This is a genomic window from Paenibacillus thiaminolyticus (assembly GCF_007066085.1).
Lineage (GTDB): Bacteria > Bacillota > Bacilli > Paenibacillales > Paenibacillaceae > Paenibacillus_B > Paenibacillus_B thiaminolyticus.
Genome location: NZ_CP041405.1, coordinates 4,193,259 through 4,211,398 on the forward strand (window position 1 = coordinate 4,193,259; position 18,140 = coordinate 4,211,398).

At 55.4% G+C, this 18,140-nt stretch carries 11 protein-coding genes; 8 read left to right on the plus strand and 3 right to left on the minus strand.

Annotated features, from left to right (window positions below; translation table 11 throughout):
- Positions 1-806 precede the first annotated feature (806 nt).
- Positions 807-1,769, plus strand: a complete 963-nt coding sequence (locus FLT43_RS18755) for a D-alanyl-D-alanine carboxypeptidase family protein (RefSeq protein WP_244194322.1) — start codon at positions 807-809, stop codon at positions 1,767-1,769.
- Positions 1,770-1,900: 131 nt separating this feature from the next.
- Here FLT43_RS18755 and FLT43_RS18760 read toward each other — a convergent pair whose 3' ends face one another.
- Both FLT43_RS18760 and FLT43_RS18765 read right to left on the minus strand, forming a co-directional pair.
- The gene (locus FLT43_RS18760; protein WP_087444137.1) at positions 1,901-2,890 is read right to left on the minus strand and encodes a glycoside hydrolase family 130 protein; all 990 of its coding nucleotides are present in this window, start codon (positions 2,888-2,890) and stop codon (positions 1,901-1,903) included.
- A gap of 358 nt (positions 2,891-3,248) precedes the next feature.
- Positions 3,249-4,298 (minus strand): LacI family DNA-binding transcriptional regulator, encoded by a 1,050-nt coding sequence (locus FLT43_RS18765; RefSeq protein ID WP_087444136.1) that lies wholly within the window; start codon positions 4,296-4,298, stop codon positions 3,249-3,251.
- A 290-nt stretch (positions 4,299-4,588) separates the two neighbouring features.
- Between FLT43_RS18765 and FLT43_RS18770 the strand changes: the two genes are divergently transcribed.
- The 6 genes from FLT43_RS18770 (at position 4,589) to FLT43_RS18795 (ending at position 13,487) form a co-directional block, all read left to right on the plus strand.
- Positions 4,589-6,244 carry an extracellular solute-binding protein gene (locus FLT43_RS18770; RefSeq protein ID WP_087444135.1) on the plus strand — a complete coding sequence of 552 codons (1,656 nt, stop codon included), beginning with the start codon at positions 4,589-4,591 and terminating at the stop codon, positions 6,242-6,244.
- Entirely contained in the window at positions 6,189-8,042 is a 1,854-nt protein-coding gene (locus FLT43_RS18775; protein WP_244194321.1) for a cache domain-containing sensor histidine kinase, read from the plus strand. The genes FLT43_RS18770 and FLT43_RS18775 overlap by 56 nt, the downstream gene beginning before the upstream one ends.
- Positions 8,043-8,125: 83 nt before the next feature.
- Positions 8,126-9,751 (plus strand): response regulator, encoded by a 1,626-nt coding sequence (locus tag FLT43_RS18780; RefSeq protein WP_087444133.1) that lies wholly within the window; start codon positions 8,126-8,128, stop codon positions 9,749-9,751.
- A 215-nt stretch (positions 9,752-9,966) separates the two neighbouring features.
- Positions 9,967-10,929 (plus strand): ABC transporter permease, encoded by a 963-nt coding sequence (locus tag FLT43_RS18785; protein WP_087444132.1) that lies wholly within the window; start codon positions 9,967-9,969, stop codon positions 10,927-10,929.
- 93 nt (positions 10,930-11,022) lie between these two features.
- Positions 11,023-11,943 carry a carbohydrate ABC transporter permease gene (locus FLT43_RS18790; protein WP_087444131.1) on the plus strand — a complete coding sequence of 307 codons (921 nt, stop codon included), beginning with the start codon at positions 11,023-11,025 and terminating at the stop codon, positions 11,941-11,943.
- A gap of 65 nt (positions 11,944-12,008) precedes the next feature.
- Positions 12,009-13,487: an extracellular solute-binding protein gene (locus FLT43_RS18795; RefSeq protein ID WP_087444197.1), complete on the plus strand. Its 1,479-nt coding sequence runs from the start codon at positions 12,009-12,011 to the stop codon at positions 13,485-13,487.
- A gap of 654 nt (positions 13,488-14,141) precedes the next feature.
- Here FLT43_RS18795 and FLT43_RS18800 read toward each other — a convergent pair.
- Positions 14,142-15,728, minus strand: a complete 1,587-nt coding sequence (locus tag FLT43_RS18800) for an FAD-dependent oxidoreductase (protein WP_087444130.1) — start codon at positions 15,726-15,728, stop codon at positions 14,142-14,144.
- A gap of 256 nt (positions 15,729-15,984) precedes the next feature.
- On the opposite strand from FLT43_RS18800, the gene FLT43_RS18805 reads away from it, so the two are divergent.
- Positions 15,985-18,117 carry a right-handed parallel beta-helix repeat-containing protein gene (locus FLT43_RS18805; protein WP_087444129.1) on the plus strand — a complete coding sequence of 711 codons (2,133 nt, stop codon included), beginning with the start codon at positions 15,985-15,987 and terminating at the stop codon, positions 18,115-18,117.
- Positions 18,118-18,140 lie beyond the last annotated feature (23 nt).

Genomic DNA, 18,140 nt, shown 5'->3' on the forward strand with positions numbered 1-18,140 from the left:
CCATGTCAAGTGGAGTTTTGGTATGAAAAAATAAAACAAGAACGAGCCTCGTTACATGAAGACCATTGTTTTGAACCTTAATTGCCTGAGTAGTTGGGAGGTTCATCAAAAGCGTGCAAAGAACTTCTGGGACAGTGGGAGTTCATCATAAGGCGTGTAAAAGCCTCCTTGTGTAATTGAGAGAAGCAAAAGGCATTGCAAATCCATTCCTGAATGATCGGGAGACTCTCCGTAAGGCGCTGCCCAAATGCACTCCTGAGCGATTGGGAGAATCGCTGCAAGGCGTTGCCCAATACCTACCTGAATGATTGGGAGGCTCACCGTAAGGCGTTGTTATGCGCTCCTGAGCGATCGGGAAGGCTCACCGTAAGGCGTTGTAATGCGCTCCTGAGTGATCGGGAGATTCACCGTAAGGCGTTGTAAGTGCACTGCTTAGCGTCGGGGAGATTCGGCATAGGGCGTGTGCAAGGGCAACCTGAGTGATTGGGAGACTTGCTGTAAGGGTGCAGAGGTACTCTGCATAGCTAGGAGTAGGAGATTGATTGCCGCGACGGCAAGTGAATGTGAGAAGCGACCCTGAGCCGATGGGAGGGCGAGCAGGAGGGACACAAACACAAAAAGGGGATTGTGCTGTATCGGGAAAAGGGGAACAGGTACAGGTACAGGAACAGGAACAGGTTCCGAGGGGCTTCATATTTTCTTCATAGTTTCTTATGTTTTGTTCATTATTGCTTACAACTATGTTAAGCGAGGTTCTATAGAATGAGGATCATTCTAAGAACGATAATGAGTTGAAGGTGAGATAAATGATGAAACCAGTCGAGAAGAAGCGGTGGGTGTTGTTAGGAGCGGTTTTGGTTGTGGGGGTATGGTTTTGGGCGCAGCCGTCGGCTTTGGGGGTTAAGCAGTTTTTGAAGAGTGCTCTGGCTGAATTGCAGCCGGAAAGGGATAACCGGTTGTTCGCACATTATGACTTGGAAGCAGAGGCGGCGATCGTCATTGATCCGGATACGGGGAAGGTGCTCTTTTTCAAAGATGATCAGGAACGGAAGGCGCCTGCCAGCACGACAAAAATGATGACGGCGCTGCTTGGTCTGGAGCGGAAGCAGGGTAATGAGACGGTGGAAGTGGGTGCGGAGGTCCTTCTTAAAGAACCGGGGGAGAGCACGGCGGGGTTGCAGCCGGGTCAGGAAATTTCCTGGTACCAGCTGATTGAAGCGCTGATGCTGCCATCCGGCAATGATGCGGCGCGCACGATCGCGGTCCAGATTGGACGCCAGGAAAGCGGCGATCCGGATATGAACATTGATGAGGCGATGAAGGTGTTCGTTCGTTTAATGAATGACCGGGCTGAGGAGTTGGGGCTGCGCAATACTCATTTCAACAATCCGCACGGTCTGAATGATCCCGATCATTACAGTTCGGCTTATGATTTGGCAATTATTGCCCAAGAGGCGATGAAGAACAAGCATTTCCGCGCGATTGTTCGCATGACGTATGCGGAGGTGACCCCGGCCTCGGTTGGAGCGCAGGGTGAAGTGTCCGGATTGGTCAACCGCAATCAGCTGCTGCAAAAAGGGAGCGAATATTATTATGAAGGAGCGACTGGGATAAAGACCGGCTTTACGGATGAGGCGGGGTATTGTCTCGTGTCGTCGGCGGTGCGGGATGGCCGCCATCTGATTGCCGTCGTGCTCCATTCGACAAGCGATAAGGTGTGGAAGGACTCGCATAAGCTGCTTGATTTCGGATTCGGTCAACTGGATTGAGGAAAATAATAGACGCCCCCTGCATGACGATTACCGTCGCGCAGGGGGCGTGTTATAGGGGTTACAAAGAAAGCGGCAGAACCATAGGTTCAATTGCATCTTTGCGGTTGCAGTTGGTTATGACTTCGTGATTACTCCACGCGGGAGTTGTTTTTCACGAAATCGATGATTTCGTCTACATAACCGAAGGCAAGTGCGGTTACTGTATCGGCTGCGCCGTAGTAAATCGCAATGCGGCCGGTAGCGGCATCCACGAGCGAAGCGCATGGGAATGCAACGTTCGGAACGTCCCCGACGCATTCGTACAGGGTGGATGGTTGCAGCAGGTATGGCTCGCTGCGGTACAGGACTTTCCAAGGCTGCTCCAAGTCAAGCAGCGCGGCGCCGAATGCGTACACAAAGCCGTTGCAGGAGTTGAGCACGCCGTGGTAGATCATCAGCCAGCCTTCGCTTGTCTCGATTGGGATTGGGCCTGCGCCAATCTTCTTGCTCTGCCATCCGCCCATAGGCGCCATGACATGGCGGTGATGTCCCCAGTGCTCCAGATCCGGGCTCTCGCTGTAAAAAATATCGCCGAATGGAGTATGGCCCGTGTCGGATGGACGGCTCACCATTGCATATTTGCCGTTAATTTTGCGCGGGAACATAACCCCGTTGCGGTTGTAAGGCAAGAATGCATTTTCAAGCTGATGGAATGTCTTGAAATCGTATGTGTAAGCGATACCGATTGTCGGCCCGTGGTAAATGTTGCACCAGGTAACATAGAAGCGGTCTTCGATCCAGCATACGCGCGGATCGTAGCCTTCGATGAAGTTGCCGATCTCTGGATCGTCGCATTGGAACTTGATTGGTTCCGGGTTGATGTCCCAGTTCATACCGTCTTTGCTGAAGCCGGCATGAAGCCGCATGTAACGGCATTTGTCATCGCAGCGGAAGACGCCTGCGAATCCGCCTTCGTAAGGAACGACGGCGCTGTTGAAAATACTATTGGAATTAGGCAGCAAATCACGCGGGATGACCGGGTTGTTGCTATAGCGCCACAATACCTCTTTATGGCCTGCTGGCCGCTCTTCCCACGGCATGTTCGGGATATCCGGACCGAGAATCTTCAATTGGCTCATGATGTGACTCCTCACTTTGCAAATAATGTCATGATGAAATATGGTACAGCGTGGATAGACATGCACCTTCAGGCCGGCGAAGCTCTCCAGCCCCTCCCTTACAGTCTGGGCAGGAAGGACTCATCATAGACCTGGGCGGTCACCACCTGCTGCCGGCGAATGCCGCCGCGCCACAAAAATGGCACAGGACAAGGCGCCTTTTTCCTACATTCAGAGTAATGCAGACTTGGCATAATGTCAAGTTGATGATGTGCATTTTGCATCTAAAATCCTACAAAACCATCCGATTTAACTTACATTTTAAAATGAATGTAAGTTTACATTTTGCTAGACATGCAGCGTGAGGCCCGCGAGCCGATTACTGGAAAGGGCGGACTAACGATTCCCGCCACATCATCTCGACATCGAGCCGGATCATCTCGTTAGGCCGCTTCGGATGGCCCATTCTCCATACGATCTGGTCGCCTGCCCGCATGCCCATTTCCTCCTTAGGAACATGCACGGTCGTCAGAGACGGCTGCACCAGTATCGATTCCGCGATATTGTCGAAGCCGGTCAACGCGATATCTCCCGGGATGCTGAGCCCCGATTCGCGTATGATATTCATCAACTCAATCGCGATCGCGTCGTTCACGCAGACGAAGGCAGTCGGCTTCCGCTTCAGGGCGTGGAAGGCTTCCCGCAGCTCCGCTTCCGTGTAGTAATGGCGCTGCATGCGGTTGATGATGCAGCAGTCCTCATCTGCGTCCATTCCGCGCTCTCTCAAGGCGAGCTGGAAGCCTTCCCAGCGCTCGCGGTAGCTCAGGCATGATCCAATATCCCCCACGAAGCCGATATTCCGATGGCCCTGATCAATAAGCTTGCTTGCCAGCATATGGACGCTGTGCTTGTTGTCAGCCAGCAAAATGTCGCATTTCAAATCGCCGGGCTTATAATCGGCATGGGTGTCGATGAACAGGGATGCCGTTCCCGTAGATGCGATCATCTCATAATATTCGCGGAGGAACGGCCCGATCGTGATGACTCCCGCCGGCTTCTGCTGGTGAAAAAGTCCCGGAAGGAGAAGCTGGCGTTCTTCCTCCATATCGACGATGGTCATCGTCAACGTGCAGCCTGCTTCCTTCAGCGTCGCATTCAGCCCCTTCAGAAAGGACATCCAATAAGGATTGCCCATATAGTCCGAATGGGTCAGCAGTGCAACAAGCCGGTTCTCTGCGGCATAAGCCTCGGAGGTGGTCAGTTCATGATGAATCTTCATATAACCGAGCTCGACTGCCTTCTGCAGGACGCGCCGCTTCGTGTCTTCACGCAGACCGGGGTCGTTGTTCAGCGCCTTGGATACGGTGTTCCGGGACAGGCCCAGGGCGTCGGCGATATGCTGCTGAGTAACTTTTGTTTTATGTGACATGGGTTCATCGCTCCGATTTCGTGGTGGTTGATCCTAGATTCGTGCTGTACAGTGTTTAGTATTAGTATAATTTAACTTTACTTTTTTGACAAATGTAAAGTTGCAAATGATGGGCTATTATCGAAAATGGATCGTCCCGATCGGATAGGCCGAGCGCTTGAAACGGGCAGCGGAAGAAGAGTAAAATAAGCTTTGGACAAGGGTCTATCAGAACATGCATACTGATAGGCCCTTTTTGTATATATTGCGGCATGGAGCCGAACTTCAGCATCAGGAAAGGAGAGAGAGGAGTGCAAGAGTATAAGGGGAGAATGACGAGGGCAAGAAAATTTTTGAATACGCTTTCAGTGCCGGTGAGGCCGTTATTCGTCGGAGGGAAGCTCGCCGTGGCAGCCGGGATATGTTGTTCGTTGGCGCTGTCGCTCGCCGGTTGTCATGCGGCCAACGTGGACTGGATGAAGGCCGAGCGGGATCGAATAGATCCCTCGATCACCATCGTGATGAATAGTCTCGGGATCAGGTTCCCCGAGCCGTGGACAGAGAATGATAACCCGTATTTGTCGTATATTGAGGACGAGACGGGGCTCGAGGTGGAGGTCATTATCCCTCCGTGGCACCGGTACGAGGAGCGGGTCGGCGTCATGATGATGTCTAGCCATACGCCTGATCTGATTGGCATTTCCGATCCGAATTGGGTCTCGCATTACGCGCGCAAGCAGATGCTGGCTCCGCTCGATCATTTGATTGAGCGTTATGCTCCGCAGCTGAAGAAGCGGATTCCCGCCGAAGTGTGGGAGCAGGTATCCTTCAATGGCCAAGTGTATGCCATTCCGAGCCTGAATGAAGCGAAAGGATTGGAAATGATGTACATTCGCAAAGATTGGTTGGACCGGCTTGGCCTTGCGCCGCCCGAGACGATTGAGGAGACCGTCGAAGTAATGCGGGCTTTTGCCGCATTCGATCCGGATGGCAACGGCATCCGGAATACATACGGCACCAGCTTTATTGAGGATTTCGGGCGTTCCTCCCCGTGGTTCGGCGCATTTGGCGTACAGCTGAATCAGTGGGCGGAGCGTGACGGCAAGCTGGTCTATTCGAATATTTTGCCGGAAATGAAAGATGCCCTTGCCTTCATGCGCGGACTGGTGGCGGAAGGGCTTATCGACCCGCTGTTCCCGATTCAGACGCAGCGGGGGCTGGAGCGGCAAGTGATTGACGGGCGGATCGGGTTGTTCACCGGCACATGGTATGACACCCGCGGGGTGCTGGAGAAAAGCGCTGCACGCGACCCGCAAGCGGACTGGATCACGCTTCCGTATCCGCAAGGACCCGGCGGAACCGGCACGTATGGACTGCCAACGGTGCGTTCCTATCAAGTTATTCCGGCCACGAGCCCGCACGCGGTTGAAGTGCTGCAGTTGTTGAATTTTATTTCCGGCGAGGGGAGGGACACGCTGAAGTTCGGCTTCGAAGGAGAGGTATGGGAATGGAAGGACGGCCAGCGGGTGACGGACATGGGCATGCATAACCGGGATCAATACCGGGGCCTGTACGCCAATCTGGCCGATATTCCCGAGAGCGGCTACGTCCGCAGCCGCCTGGATTCGCTTGGTTCGCACTATCACTTGTACGATAATCTCCGGCATATTTCTCCTTATGCGATGCCGGACGCTTTTCAGTCGCTCCCGACTCCTGCGATGACTCGCTATGCGCCGCTTCTGGCGAAGAAGAACGACAGGCTGATTGAGATTGTGCTCGGGGAGCGGCCGCTGGACGATTTCGATACGTATGCGGCCGAGTGGCTGGCCGAAGGCGGAGAAGAGATGACGCGCGAAGCGAATGCATGGTTCCAGTACAGCCGTAACCAGGCAAGGCGCGAGGCGGATCGCGATGTTCCGGCTCATTCAACGGAAGGAAGTGACCGTCATGCTCCGGGAGCTTTCTAATCGGTTCCGCCAGCGTATTCAGTGGCGCCTGACCGCTTATTTCGTACTCATTCTCGTTCCTTTGACGCTAACCGGCTGGTTCTCGAATGAACGCTCGCAGCAATTGCTGCTGTCCGAGACGACGGCGCGGACGGAGAGCGCAATGCACGCGCTGATGGACAATGTCGAGCTCGTGCTGCAAAACGTGGAAGAACTATCGGCCATGCTGTCGACCGATCCGGAGATTGTCGCGACGCTGAATCAAGCGAATCGCGAGCTGGGAGCGCGGGAGGTGATGGCATTCGCCCGCATGAAGCGCCAGTTCTCCGACTTCCTGTCCATTCATCCGATGTTCTCCCAGATTGCCGTCTATCATGATCATTCCAATGCCGTCATCTCTACGGCACATGGCGTACTTCCTGTCGACCGCGCGAACGAGCGTATCTGGCTGCGGCAGACGCTAAACGGGATGGGGACGGGCATTGTGTTCATGCAGCCGGACGAACCCATCGGCGGAGGCAAGCCGTTCGGGCAAGTCTTCGGCGTCGACAGTCTGGCCGTGGTGCGCTCGATGGATATCTATAATCCGGACAGGGAACGGCATGCGCTTATTATTAGCCTGAATACGGCGCGTTTGCAGCAATATATCCGCTCCCTTCTGCCCTCAGCCCAGTCCGAGCTGCATCTGTATACGGCCGATGGGAAGTGGGTAGCGGGAACAGGCCGGCAGCCCGTATCGTATGACAGCTACGCTACGCATGCCGAGGCGCGCGATCAAGTGCTAATCCGCGCAGTATCGCCTTATTACGGCTGGACTCTGACGCTGGCCCAGCCCAGGGGCGAAATTTTCGCGCAATCCTACAAGCTGGAGCATTATGCCGTGTTCATGATCGCGCTTAGCATTGTGCTTGCTCTACTTATGGCCTTCAGCATCTATACCGGTATCGCCGCGCCGCTGCGGAAGCTTGCCCGCGGCATGCGGGCGATAACTGGCGGCAATCTGGACGTGCGGCTTGAATCGGATCGGCGGGACGAATTCGGCATCGTGACGGATTTGTTCAATCAGATGGCCTCGAAGCAGCATCATCTCATTCGGGACCACTATGAGCAGAGCCTGAGACTGGCCAATACGGAATTGAAGCTGCTCCAATCGCAGATTCATCCTCATTTCCTGTACAACACATTGGATTCTATCTATTGGATGGCGCAGCAGTCCGAGGCGGAGGACATCGCGGAGATGGTCCTGAATTTGTCCCGCTTTTTCCGGCTCAGCCTCAGCAAGGGCAAGGATGTGCTCACCGTCAAGGAAAGCCTGGAGCACCTGCATGTGTACATCCGCATTCAACAGCTGAGGTTCATGGATCAATTTCGGGTCGTGTACGACATCGACCCGCAGACGGAGCAGCTGCCCATCGTCAAGCTGCTCGTCCAGCCGATCGTCGAGAACGCGATTATCCACGGCGTGGAGAAAGCGGGGCGGGAGGCGGTGCTGCGCATTGCGACGCGGTTGGAGGAGAACGGAGCGCGGCCGGTGCTCGTCATCGCGATAACCGACTCGGGCGCGGGGATGGCGGATGCGGCGCGGGAGCGGCTGCAGCGGGAGCTGGCGGCGGTGCTGCAGCAGCCCGATCAGCATCAAGTGCAGCAGGATGAGTACGCGGGCGCAGGCTTCGGGTTAAGAAACGTGGCGGCGCGCATACGCCTGAATTACGGTCCGGAAGCCGATATCCGCATTGACAGCGCTCCTGGAGAAGGCACGGCCGTCACGCTTGTTCTGCCGCTGGTAGCGCTGAACGAGACGGCGCTGCTCACGGGATAAGGTTTGCTGCAGGACGATAGGGAGCAGAAAATTTACGTTTACGATTTATAGATTTTAGGAAGAAGACTGGAGGGAGGAGCAGCATGAATTTGTTGATCATTGAGGACGAACCGCGGCTTCGTCACAGCTTGACCGAGTTGATGCCATGGGAGAAGGCCGGCATCACCGGGGTGACGGCGGCTGCGACGGCGGAAGAAGGGAAGCGATGGCTGCAGGTGAAGCGTCCGGACATTTTGCTCGTCGATATTCAGCTGCCGGACGGGAACGGCCTTGAGCTGGCGCGGCAGGCGATGGCCTGGAATGCCGAGGTGAAGGCCATCATTTTGAGCGGCCATGATCACTTCCCGTACGCTCAGGAAGCGCTCGCCCTGGGCGTCAAGCAATATTTGCTCAAGCCGGCGGGCCAGGATGCGATTGTGCGGGTGGTCGCGGAAGCGGTCGCGGAACGCCGCTCGGAGATTCAGCGCAAGCATGACTATGCCTCGCTGCGCCGGCAATGGCAGGCCCATCTGCCGGCGCTGCAGCAGCGTACGCTGCGCCTGGGCCTGGAGGGCGGCCTGCCTGCCGAAGCCTTCCGCCTGCGGATGGCGGAGCTGGGCATCACGCTCTCCGCGGCCGAGCGCTGTGCGGTGATGGTGATGGAGCCCGATCCTGTCTCCCCTGAGCGGGCGGAGGCATTCGGGGAAGATACCGCGTTGATTCACTTTGCCGTCGGTCAGGTGGCCGAGGAGACGCTCCGATCGATGGGAGCCCGTTCGGCCTTGATCTGTCGCGATGTCGATAAGCCGATCGCCATTCTGTTCCGGCATGATCCAGGCGGCGGCGGTACGGCGGACGGGGACGCGGTCATCGCCATCCATGCCATGGCAGGCGCCATGCTGGAGCATATCAAGACATCGCTCAAGCTGACGGCCAGCGCTGGCATCAGCTCGGCGCATGGGGGGCTGGAGAATGTGCCCCGCTTATACAAGGAGGCGATGTTCGCGCTGGGCCAGCGGCTCGTGCATGGGGGCGACCTCGTTATCCCGTATCGCGAAGGCGGGATCGCTCCGCCGCCGGAGGCGGCGGCAGTCCAGAGCGAGCGCTGGATGCGGGAGCTGGATATCGCCTGGAGTACCGGAGACGAGCGGCAGGCGTCTGCGGCGGCGGAGGCCTGGGTCGGCGAGGTATGCGCCATCGAGCAAGCTGAGGCGCTCAAGGAGCAGATGCTGCTGCTGCAATCGTGGGTCGTCACGTGGATCCACAAGCAGGGGTGGTCGCTGCATGAGGTGATGCAGGAGGACGCGGAATCGTTCCACCATGCGTCGGAGCTGCGCACGAAGCAGGAATGGAGCGGCTGGATGCGGAGCGTGATTCGGTGCATCGGCGCACAATCCTGCCTGGTAAGGCGGCGCGGCGGCAACCGGCTCGTGGCGGAAGTGAAGGAGCTGATCGAGCGGGAGCTTCACGGCGAGCTGTCGCTGCAAGGAGTGGCGGATCGGCTGTTCATTAACGCCTCTTACTTGAGCAGGCTGTTCAAGCAGGAGATGGAGCAGCCGTTCTCGGCTTATGTGCTGGAGCGCCGCATGGAGCGGGCCAAGGAGGCGCTCTTTCAAGGGAAGCGGGTGTATGATGCCGCTCAAGCCGCAGGCTTCCGCGATGTCAGTTATTTTACGAAGGTGTTCCGCAAATATTGGGGAGTCACGCCTAGCGAATGGAAGCGGGGCTAACGGAGGGTGCTATCGGAGGGTGCTATCGGAGGTGCTATCGGAGTGGGCTATCAGAGGTGCTATCGGGCAGCGGGCAAGGCGCTCCTGGCTCATAGCCATCAATTTACCAGAAGAAGTCATGGCTTTCCCGTTTTCCTGATGGCGGCCGTCCCTTACGCTAATAATACATCACAGCCGATACAGGGTATGCGGCCGCAAGGAAGGAGGGAGGCCCAATGGAGATAAGAAATACGGACATTGCCGCCGCTCCGCGTCCACGGCGGAAGCGTTACTGGCGCAAGCTGGGGAGCGACGTGCGCAAAGACTGGGACTTGTATATCGCGCTTTTGCCGGGCATCGCCTTTTTGCTCTTGTTCAAGTACACTCCGATGTACGGCGTCGTCATCGCCTTTCAAGACTTCAATATTTTCAGCGGCATCACGGACAGCCCGTGGGCCGGCCTGCAGCATTTCGAGCGGCTGTTCCAGTCGCCGAAGTTCGCGCAAGTGTTCTGGAATACGCTCATCATCTCGGTGATGAAAATCGTGCTCCTGTTTCCGCTTCCGATTGTGTTGGCCATCCTGCTGAATGAACTAACCAAAATGTGGTTCAAACGGCCGATCCAGACGATTATTTACATGCCTCACTTCCTGTCCTGGGTTATCGTCAGCGGCATGTTCATGGATCTGCTGTCCATCAACGGAGGGCTTGTCAACCGGATGATTGAATGGCTCGGCGGAGAGCCGATCAGATTTTTCCTCGACAACAGCGTCTTTCGCTGGCTGCTCGTCGGCACGGCCGGCTGGAAGGAGGCGGGCTGGGGCACGATCGTCTATTTGGCGGCGCTGAGCTCCATCGATCCGCAGCTGTACGAGGCAGCCAAAATCGACGGGGCGAACAAGTTCCGTCAAATCTGGCATATTACGCTTCCCGGTCTGGTCCCGGTCATTTTGCTTATGTTCATCCTGCGGCTCGGCCATATGCTGGAGGCCGGCACCGAGCAGATTCTCGTCATGTACAATCCAGTCGTCTATAATGTCTCGGATGTTATCGGAACGTATGTGTACCGCACCGGGCTGGGCGAACAAAATTACAGCTTCTCGGCCGCGGTAGGACTGTTCGATTCGATTGTCGGCTTCATTCTGATCATCAGCGGGAATTACCTTAGCCGGCGCCTGCTGAACCGGGGCATCTGGTAGAGCGCCGCGCTGGCGGATGGTGCGGCTGATTGCCCGAGCGGCAAAGCGGAAGGCAGCCGCAGCGGGACGACTGACGAAGAAAGGAGGCCCGGGATGAAAACCGAGCGCAAGACGAAAGGGGTGCGGACTGCGATCCGCATGTCGCCGGGAGAGCGCATCTTCCAGGCGCTGAACTATTTCTTTTTTGCCATCGTGTCCTGGACGACGCTGTTCCCGTTCCTCAACCTGCTCGCCAAATCGCTAAGCGGCGAAGAGGCCGTGCTGTCCGGACGGGTGTCCTTGTTCCCGGTCGATATTCAATTCGGCACGTATGCGTATGTATTAAGCGACGCCAAATTCATGAACGCCTTCATGGTATCCGTCATCATCACAGTGGCGGGAACCGCCCTGGGGCTCGTCATGACGGCGATCGCCGCTTATCCTCTGTCCAAGCCGCGGCTGCGCGGGCGGAAATTTTTCATTCTCATGTACGTATTCACGATGTTGTTCAGCGGCGGTCTCATTCCGACGTATCTGCTTATGCACCGGCTTAACCTTATCGATACGCTATGGGTTCTCTTCCTGCCGAGCATGATCAGCGTGTTCAATATGTTAATCATTAAAAATTACTTCGAATCGCTTCCCGACGAACTGGAGGAATCGGCCAAGATGGACGGGGCATCCAATCTGACGATACTGTTCCGCATTACCGTTCCGTTATCTTTGCCGGTGTTCGCCACGATTGCGCTCTTCTATGCGGTCGGCTTCTGGAACGATTATTTCGCTTCCATGATTTACATCAACTCTCCGGATTTGAAACCGCTTCAGCTGTATTTGAAGGAACTGCTGATTCACTCCAATATCACCTATCAGGATGGGGGACATGTGCCGAACATCGATGCCGTCATGAACTCGACGCCACAGGCGATCCAAGCCGCTTCGATTCTGGTCGCGACCTTGCCGATTCTGCTCGTCTATCCATTTCTGCAGAAATACTTCGTGAAAGGGGTGTTAATTGGTTCCGTTAAAGGTTAAGCGCGTTAATGAACGTCTGCGCACGTATGCGTGCGCAAGAGAACAAAAGAAACGGGGGAATGTTCATGCGGCGTCAACGGATATGGATCTCGGTGGTGGCGATCATGACCGTATTGTCGCTTATCGCCTGCAGCAGCACCAAGACGGGCCAGGGCGCAGAAGGCGGGGAAGGGGACAGCAAGCAGCTGCGCCAGCTGATGCCGTTCGATCGGTTCGAGCCGAACGGAGACGCGGTAGCCCAGTATTTGAAGGAGAAGACCGGCTATACGGTAAAATATGAGATGCTGCCGGCGGAAAACGCCGACGAGAAGCTGAACCTGCTCATGGCGAACAAGGAGTCGTACGACGTCTTGAAGCTGGCGCCTGCTCAATACTACCAGCTCGTGTCCGCTGGAGCGCTGGAGCCGCTCGACGATCTGATCGAGAAGTACGGCACGAATATGAAGCAGGTGATCGGGCCGGATTCCTGGGTAAGCGCCCGCTATGAAGGCAAAACGTATGCCATTCCGGAGACCGGCGGCGGCAATGGTACGGCCTCGTATGCGCTCGTCGTGCGCAAGGATTGGCTCGATGAATTGAATCTGAATGTGCCGACGAGTCTTGACGAGCTCGTCACGGTGTTGAAGGCATTCAAGGAGAAGAAGAATGTTATCCCGCTGACAGGCGGCAAGGCCCCCGTGCATCCGGACATCGCCAGCGTGTTCGGCTTGACGACGGCTTGGCTGGAGCGGGACGGCAAAATCATTCATTCCGTCGAAGCGCCGGAGATGAAGGAGTATCTGGCCTTCATGAGCCAGTTGTATCAAGAGGGGCTGATCGACTCGGAATGGGGCATCAACACGGCGGACAAATCCATCGAGAAGATGGCCAGCGGGAAGGCGGGCATGTACAGCCCGGGATGGTGGGTCGCCCCGAATCTCGTGAACGCCTTGGCCAAGAACTTCCCGGATGCGAAGCTGGAGATCGTCCCCGTCTTGAAGGATAAAGCGGGTCTGGCCCGGGTAGGATCGGTCGGCAATACGACCAACTATTACATCGCGGTGCCAAAATTTTCGAAGCATAAGGAAGAAGCCGTCAAGTGGCTCGATCTGAAGTTCGATAAGGATATCTTCAAAGGGATTGCCATCGGCGAAGAAGGGGTTCATCACACCTTCGAGAACGGGGTGTACACGCCGATCATGCCGAAGTTCGCAGACGAACGCAGCAATGCGAGCGCTTTCTTGACGGGTGTGGACGAGAAAAATTATCCGACATACTGGCAGGCCCGCCTCAAGAAAAATCCGGTCGTGGAAAATTATTTTGTCACCTTCCAGGAAAATGCGGAAGGCCTGATCATTGTCGATCCGATGAGCTCGGCGCCGCCAATTCCGGACATCTCGAAAAACCTGCAGCGGTTGAATAAATTTCAGGAAGATACATTCATCAACTTCGTAAGCGGGGCGGAGCCGCTGGACAACTATGAACAATTCCTCGCGGAATGGCACGCCCAGGGCGGCGAGGCTATGGTGAAGGCCGCCAACGAATGGTATGCTTCCAAGCGTTGAATGATGCATTGCGAATAATCCGCATTATCGAGACTGCACCGCTTGGCGGCTGCAGTCTTTTTGTAATAGAGGCATGCAGTGGTGATTGTACATGTCGTGTGCAGCCCTTATCCCAGTCTCCCAATCGCTCAGGGTTGATTCGGGGGAGAGAAAGTAAAAACGGCAGCCGGCAAAATGCCTGAGGATGGTTGCAACAGCTAGAATGCTTCAGGAGAGCTAGAGCAACAGCCAGACTGCTTGAGGGGATTAGAGCAACAGCTAAAATGGTTGAGGATAATTGGGAGAAGCCAAAATGCATCTCTAGGCATGTACGAGAAGGACTAAAAAGAGTGGGAACATTGGTGAAGGCCGGGATTAGGGGGAATAGCCGCCCTGAGCGGAGGGGAGAGCAAACAAAAGGGGGAAGAGGGATAGGTAGAGCATCAAAACGACAGAACGATTGAACCGAACTGAACGGAAGTGGATGGACTTGAATAGAGTTGAATGGAACTGAATGCTGCTGAATGCTGGTGAATGGAGTTAAATGGAGCTGAACGTAAAATGGGCGAATAGATAAAAACTCTGACGACCGAACGATGGAAATCAGCATGAACAGTATCCCGGAAAGTCTCCCCGCCTGACCCGATTGCAAGCGGGGAGATAAATTATGACGGCTTATACGGGGTAAATGGACGGCCACTGCAGCTCCACCCCGAGCTGCTGCAGCTGGCGCTGGTATGCCGCCAGATGATCCGGGCCGCTTCGCACCGCGCGCGGCGCGATCCCGTGGTCGAGGGCGTATGCTGCCAGCGCGCCGGCCGCTTCGCCGATGTTCCATTCCACCGGGTGCAAGCGGTAGCAGCCGTTGGTGATATGGGTGGTGCCGATATTCTTGCACGCCGGCAGCAGATTGTCCATCCGCACAGGCAGGAGGCTGCCCAGCGGAATCTGGAACGGCAAGGATGATATGTCGATATAGTTGTTCCCGCCTGTCGAAGGATGAAGATCGATGCGGTAGCAGCCGAGTCCGACCGAGTCCGCGAACGGTTCGGCCGGTTGGCCCGCGCGGTATTCGGTGGAGACATGCTGCTCCAGGACGGTGAACTCGGCCCGGATGCGTCTCGATTCCCGGATATAAGGATACATTGCCATGCCGTCTACGGTGCCGGCAATATCGTACCGGAGCCGCAAGCCCGGATAACCGGAGCTGCCGTCGCTTCGCGGCGCTTCCGTCTGCAGCCAGTACAGCAGCGACAGGCTGAGCTGCTTCGCGTCCTGAAGATGGCGTTCGCGTTCCGCCTCGCTTACATCGATCACGGAGCCGAGCCAATAGTCGTTCTCCGGCCAGTTCACGATCGTGACGGGGTTCGGAACGGCCCCGGATGCCGGATCATACAGGGCCGGCTCGGTGATCTGGCGGTAATGGAACAGCGGGAAGGCTCCGGGCTCGCGAAAGAGCGAATATTGCACCGGCTTCAAGGTGGCCGGTTGGACGCCGGTCCAGCTCAGCAGGCGATCGGGCCAGAAGGATGGCTGATACTGGCGCCAGAAATCGTAGCGTTCCGGCTTCTCGATCGTATGGTCTTCTCCTTCGGCATACTCGGCGGCGAAGCAGTACGTAATGCCTTGCATATTTTGCGGCTCGGCCGGTCCGGGAACGGCATGCGGCTCGCCGGTCTCGCGCTGCGATTCCGCGCCGGTAACGTATTCGGCCCCGGATAGGGCAAGCAGATCGCCGCATTCGGTCGCATCGAGAAAATAGGCCCCCGTGCAAACATATTCGTCTCCCTGCGCATCCCGTACCGTAACGGCGCGAATGCGGTCGCCCTCGACCTCGGCGCCGATCGGGCGGCAGCCTGTGCGGATGACAAGACGCCCGCTGTGCACATATGGGAACAGCATCGATTCCAGCACATGCAGCGCGACGCGCGGATCGTGACAGAGGCGGCTCACAATGCCGTTCCCGGGATTCAGCCGTTCGTCGGAGCGCGCCTTCGCATTCAGCGGCAAATGCTCCCGGTAGTACCGTCTCACCGCATGGCGGAACTGGCGGTATGTATCCGTGCATCCGAATTGCTCAATCCATGGATGCTCGTCCGGCGGGACGAGCTGGCTGGTCAACTGGCCGCCGATGCGGGCGGTCTCTTCCGTAAGCAGCACCGTCTTGCCCAAGCGGCAGGCGGCCAGCGCCGCGGCGCATCCTCCCATGCTGCCGCCGATGATGACGAGATCGGCTTCCCATTCAAGCTGTCGCTGTGTCATTTGATGTCCTCCCTCGTGTCTTGATTTCCATACATTGCCTATCCCCAGTATAGATAGTTCCATGGCGGAGGAATATAGACTTTCGTTGCTATTTATGGTAAATGGAATACGTTTTTGTTGATACCCTCTATTGATATCCATCACCCTCCGCATGGTCAGCGGTTGACTTCCTGAATGAATGCAGGTTGGATGAAACTGTTTCTTTGCAGGAAAATATGGTAATCTTGGGTTGACTATGCTGTAGAAGGAGGACGTTATGTACAAACCCGGAACGATAGCACTTCTGTTGTTGTTATGCTCTGCTATGCTCCATGAACAGCCGGTGTCCGCCAAAGCGGAAGAGGCTCGGAAGAGTACGGTGCAGCCGGTGCATAGCATTGATCTGGCAAGATGGGGAATTCGCAATGACGGGACGCAACCGGCACAGACGACAAAGGGGATTAACGATGCGCTGGCATGGGCGGGTAAAGCGGGCATAACGGCCGTGTCGCTGCCTCCAGGAAAGTACACTATCGATAAAAACAGCCGGATTAACATGGTCAGCAACATGACTTTTCAACTTACGCCTGATGTTATTTTGCAGAAGGAGCCCAATGATAAAGAAAGATATGATCTGATGTATATCGGGTACGGTGTTCACGATGTGACGCTGCTCGGCGGGACATATCAGGGCGACAAAGACATGCATGATTACTCCAAAAAGGATCATCCGGATAGTAAAGGGACACATGAAGGGGGATATGGCATCCTGCTTGAAGGGGCCGAGCGCGTAACGATCGATGGGGTGAAAGCGGTTAACTTCACGGGAGACGGGCTTATGCTGAGTGCCCATGGAACCAACACCGGGGTGCTGGACGCCAAATCCTTTGTTAGGGGCGGGATCGACAGCAAAGGCAAGCCGATCAGAGATTTGAAAAAAATCAGAACCAAGTCGATGCAACCCCTCTCCCATGAGATATTTCAGAAGGAAGGTTATTTTGAACTGGCCAATTTCCAAGGATTACCCCCAAACTTTGACATCTATTTCTATGAGTCCAACGGGGCCTTTGTGGAAAAGCGCTCGGCAAAGATGAGAGAGAACATGGTCATTCCCCAAGGAGCCGCCTTTTATCATGTGGTGTTTCATCAACCATCCGCGGCCGGCGCTTATGTCCAGGTGTGGAACCGGGTTCCCACGTCGGATTCCGTTGTCAAAAACTCCGAATTTGCCTTCAATCGAAGACAGGGCATTACGGTGGGCGGAACCCGCAACGTAACCATTATGGATAATATTCTGCATGACATGAAAGGAACGGCTCCTCAATCAGGGATTGATGTGGAGGGGGGCTTTTTCGAGAATGGAAACTGGAACTCGGACGTTACGATCAAGCGAAACCGTTTCTACAACAACGCAGCTTATGATCTTATTTTGTACGATGGGCAAGGGGCCCATGTCGAGGAGAATTACTTTGGTTCCACCAACAAGTTCGGTCTTGCCGTCTCTGCTCCTTTTGCGGACGCGGTCATTGTCAACAATCATTTTGACGGTTCCAAGATTGTAGCGGAGAATGACGCCGTATTCACAGGGAACAAGATGAATGATTCCATTGCCAGTTTTCTGGGACCGAACATTCAGGTGAACGGCATGACGCTGACGGATGCCGTATTCCGAGTGGACGGCAAGGAGAAATTCGGGGTGAAGGTGTCCGAACTTACGATTTACAATAACAAGAAGAGGGAGTCCGGGTTGATCGTTAACGGCATGCCCAGTGAGTTCAGGAACGTGAAAATTATCGGGGAGTCCACCCTCCGGGTGATAACAGGCAACGCCCCGGGAGGCAGTGTGTTTCATAATCTGGAGGTGCTTGAATATAATTCCACGTACGGCTTGAGTCTGCCCCCTGGAACGTATACCGATTGCCGGTTCGAGACTGCCGATACCGGAACGTTCGGAGCGGTCTTCATCAATACGGCCGGGAAATACGCGTTTAACAACTGCACCTTTGTCTCCGCTTCTATGGCAACGAATAATGTGATAGCGAACCATACAGAGCTCGATTTGTCTATTAAAAATTCAATCTTCGAGGTTCAGGGAACTGCCCCGGCGATCCGTGTCCAGGCCGTCAAAAAATTTGTGTTCGAAAATAACCTGGTCAACGCCTTTTATCTGGATAACAGCGATATTGAATTGATCAAGATCAATGATTATAGTAAACGCCAATTAAAAGCGACTGTGCGGAGCGCGGCGATTCGGGGGAACATGATTCGGAGCAATATGCCGGCCGCGGGAATATCGACCATCAACGCAGGGATCGGAGCGCCCGTGTATACGGTGGAGAACAATATTCTTCATACCGCGAAACTGGCTTTAAAACCGAACGATAAGTCCCAGAACAATCAGGTTGAATAAAGCGGCACGCTGTGCTTCAACCG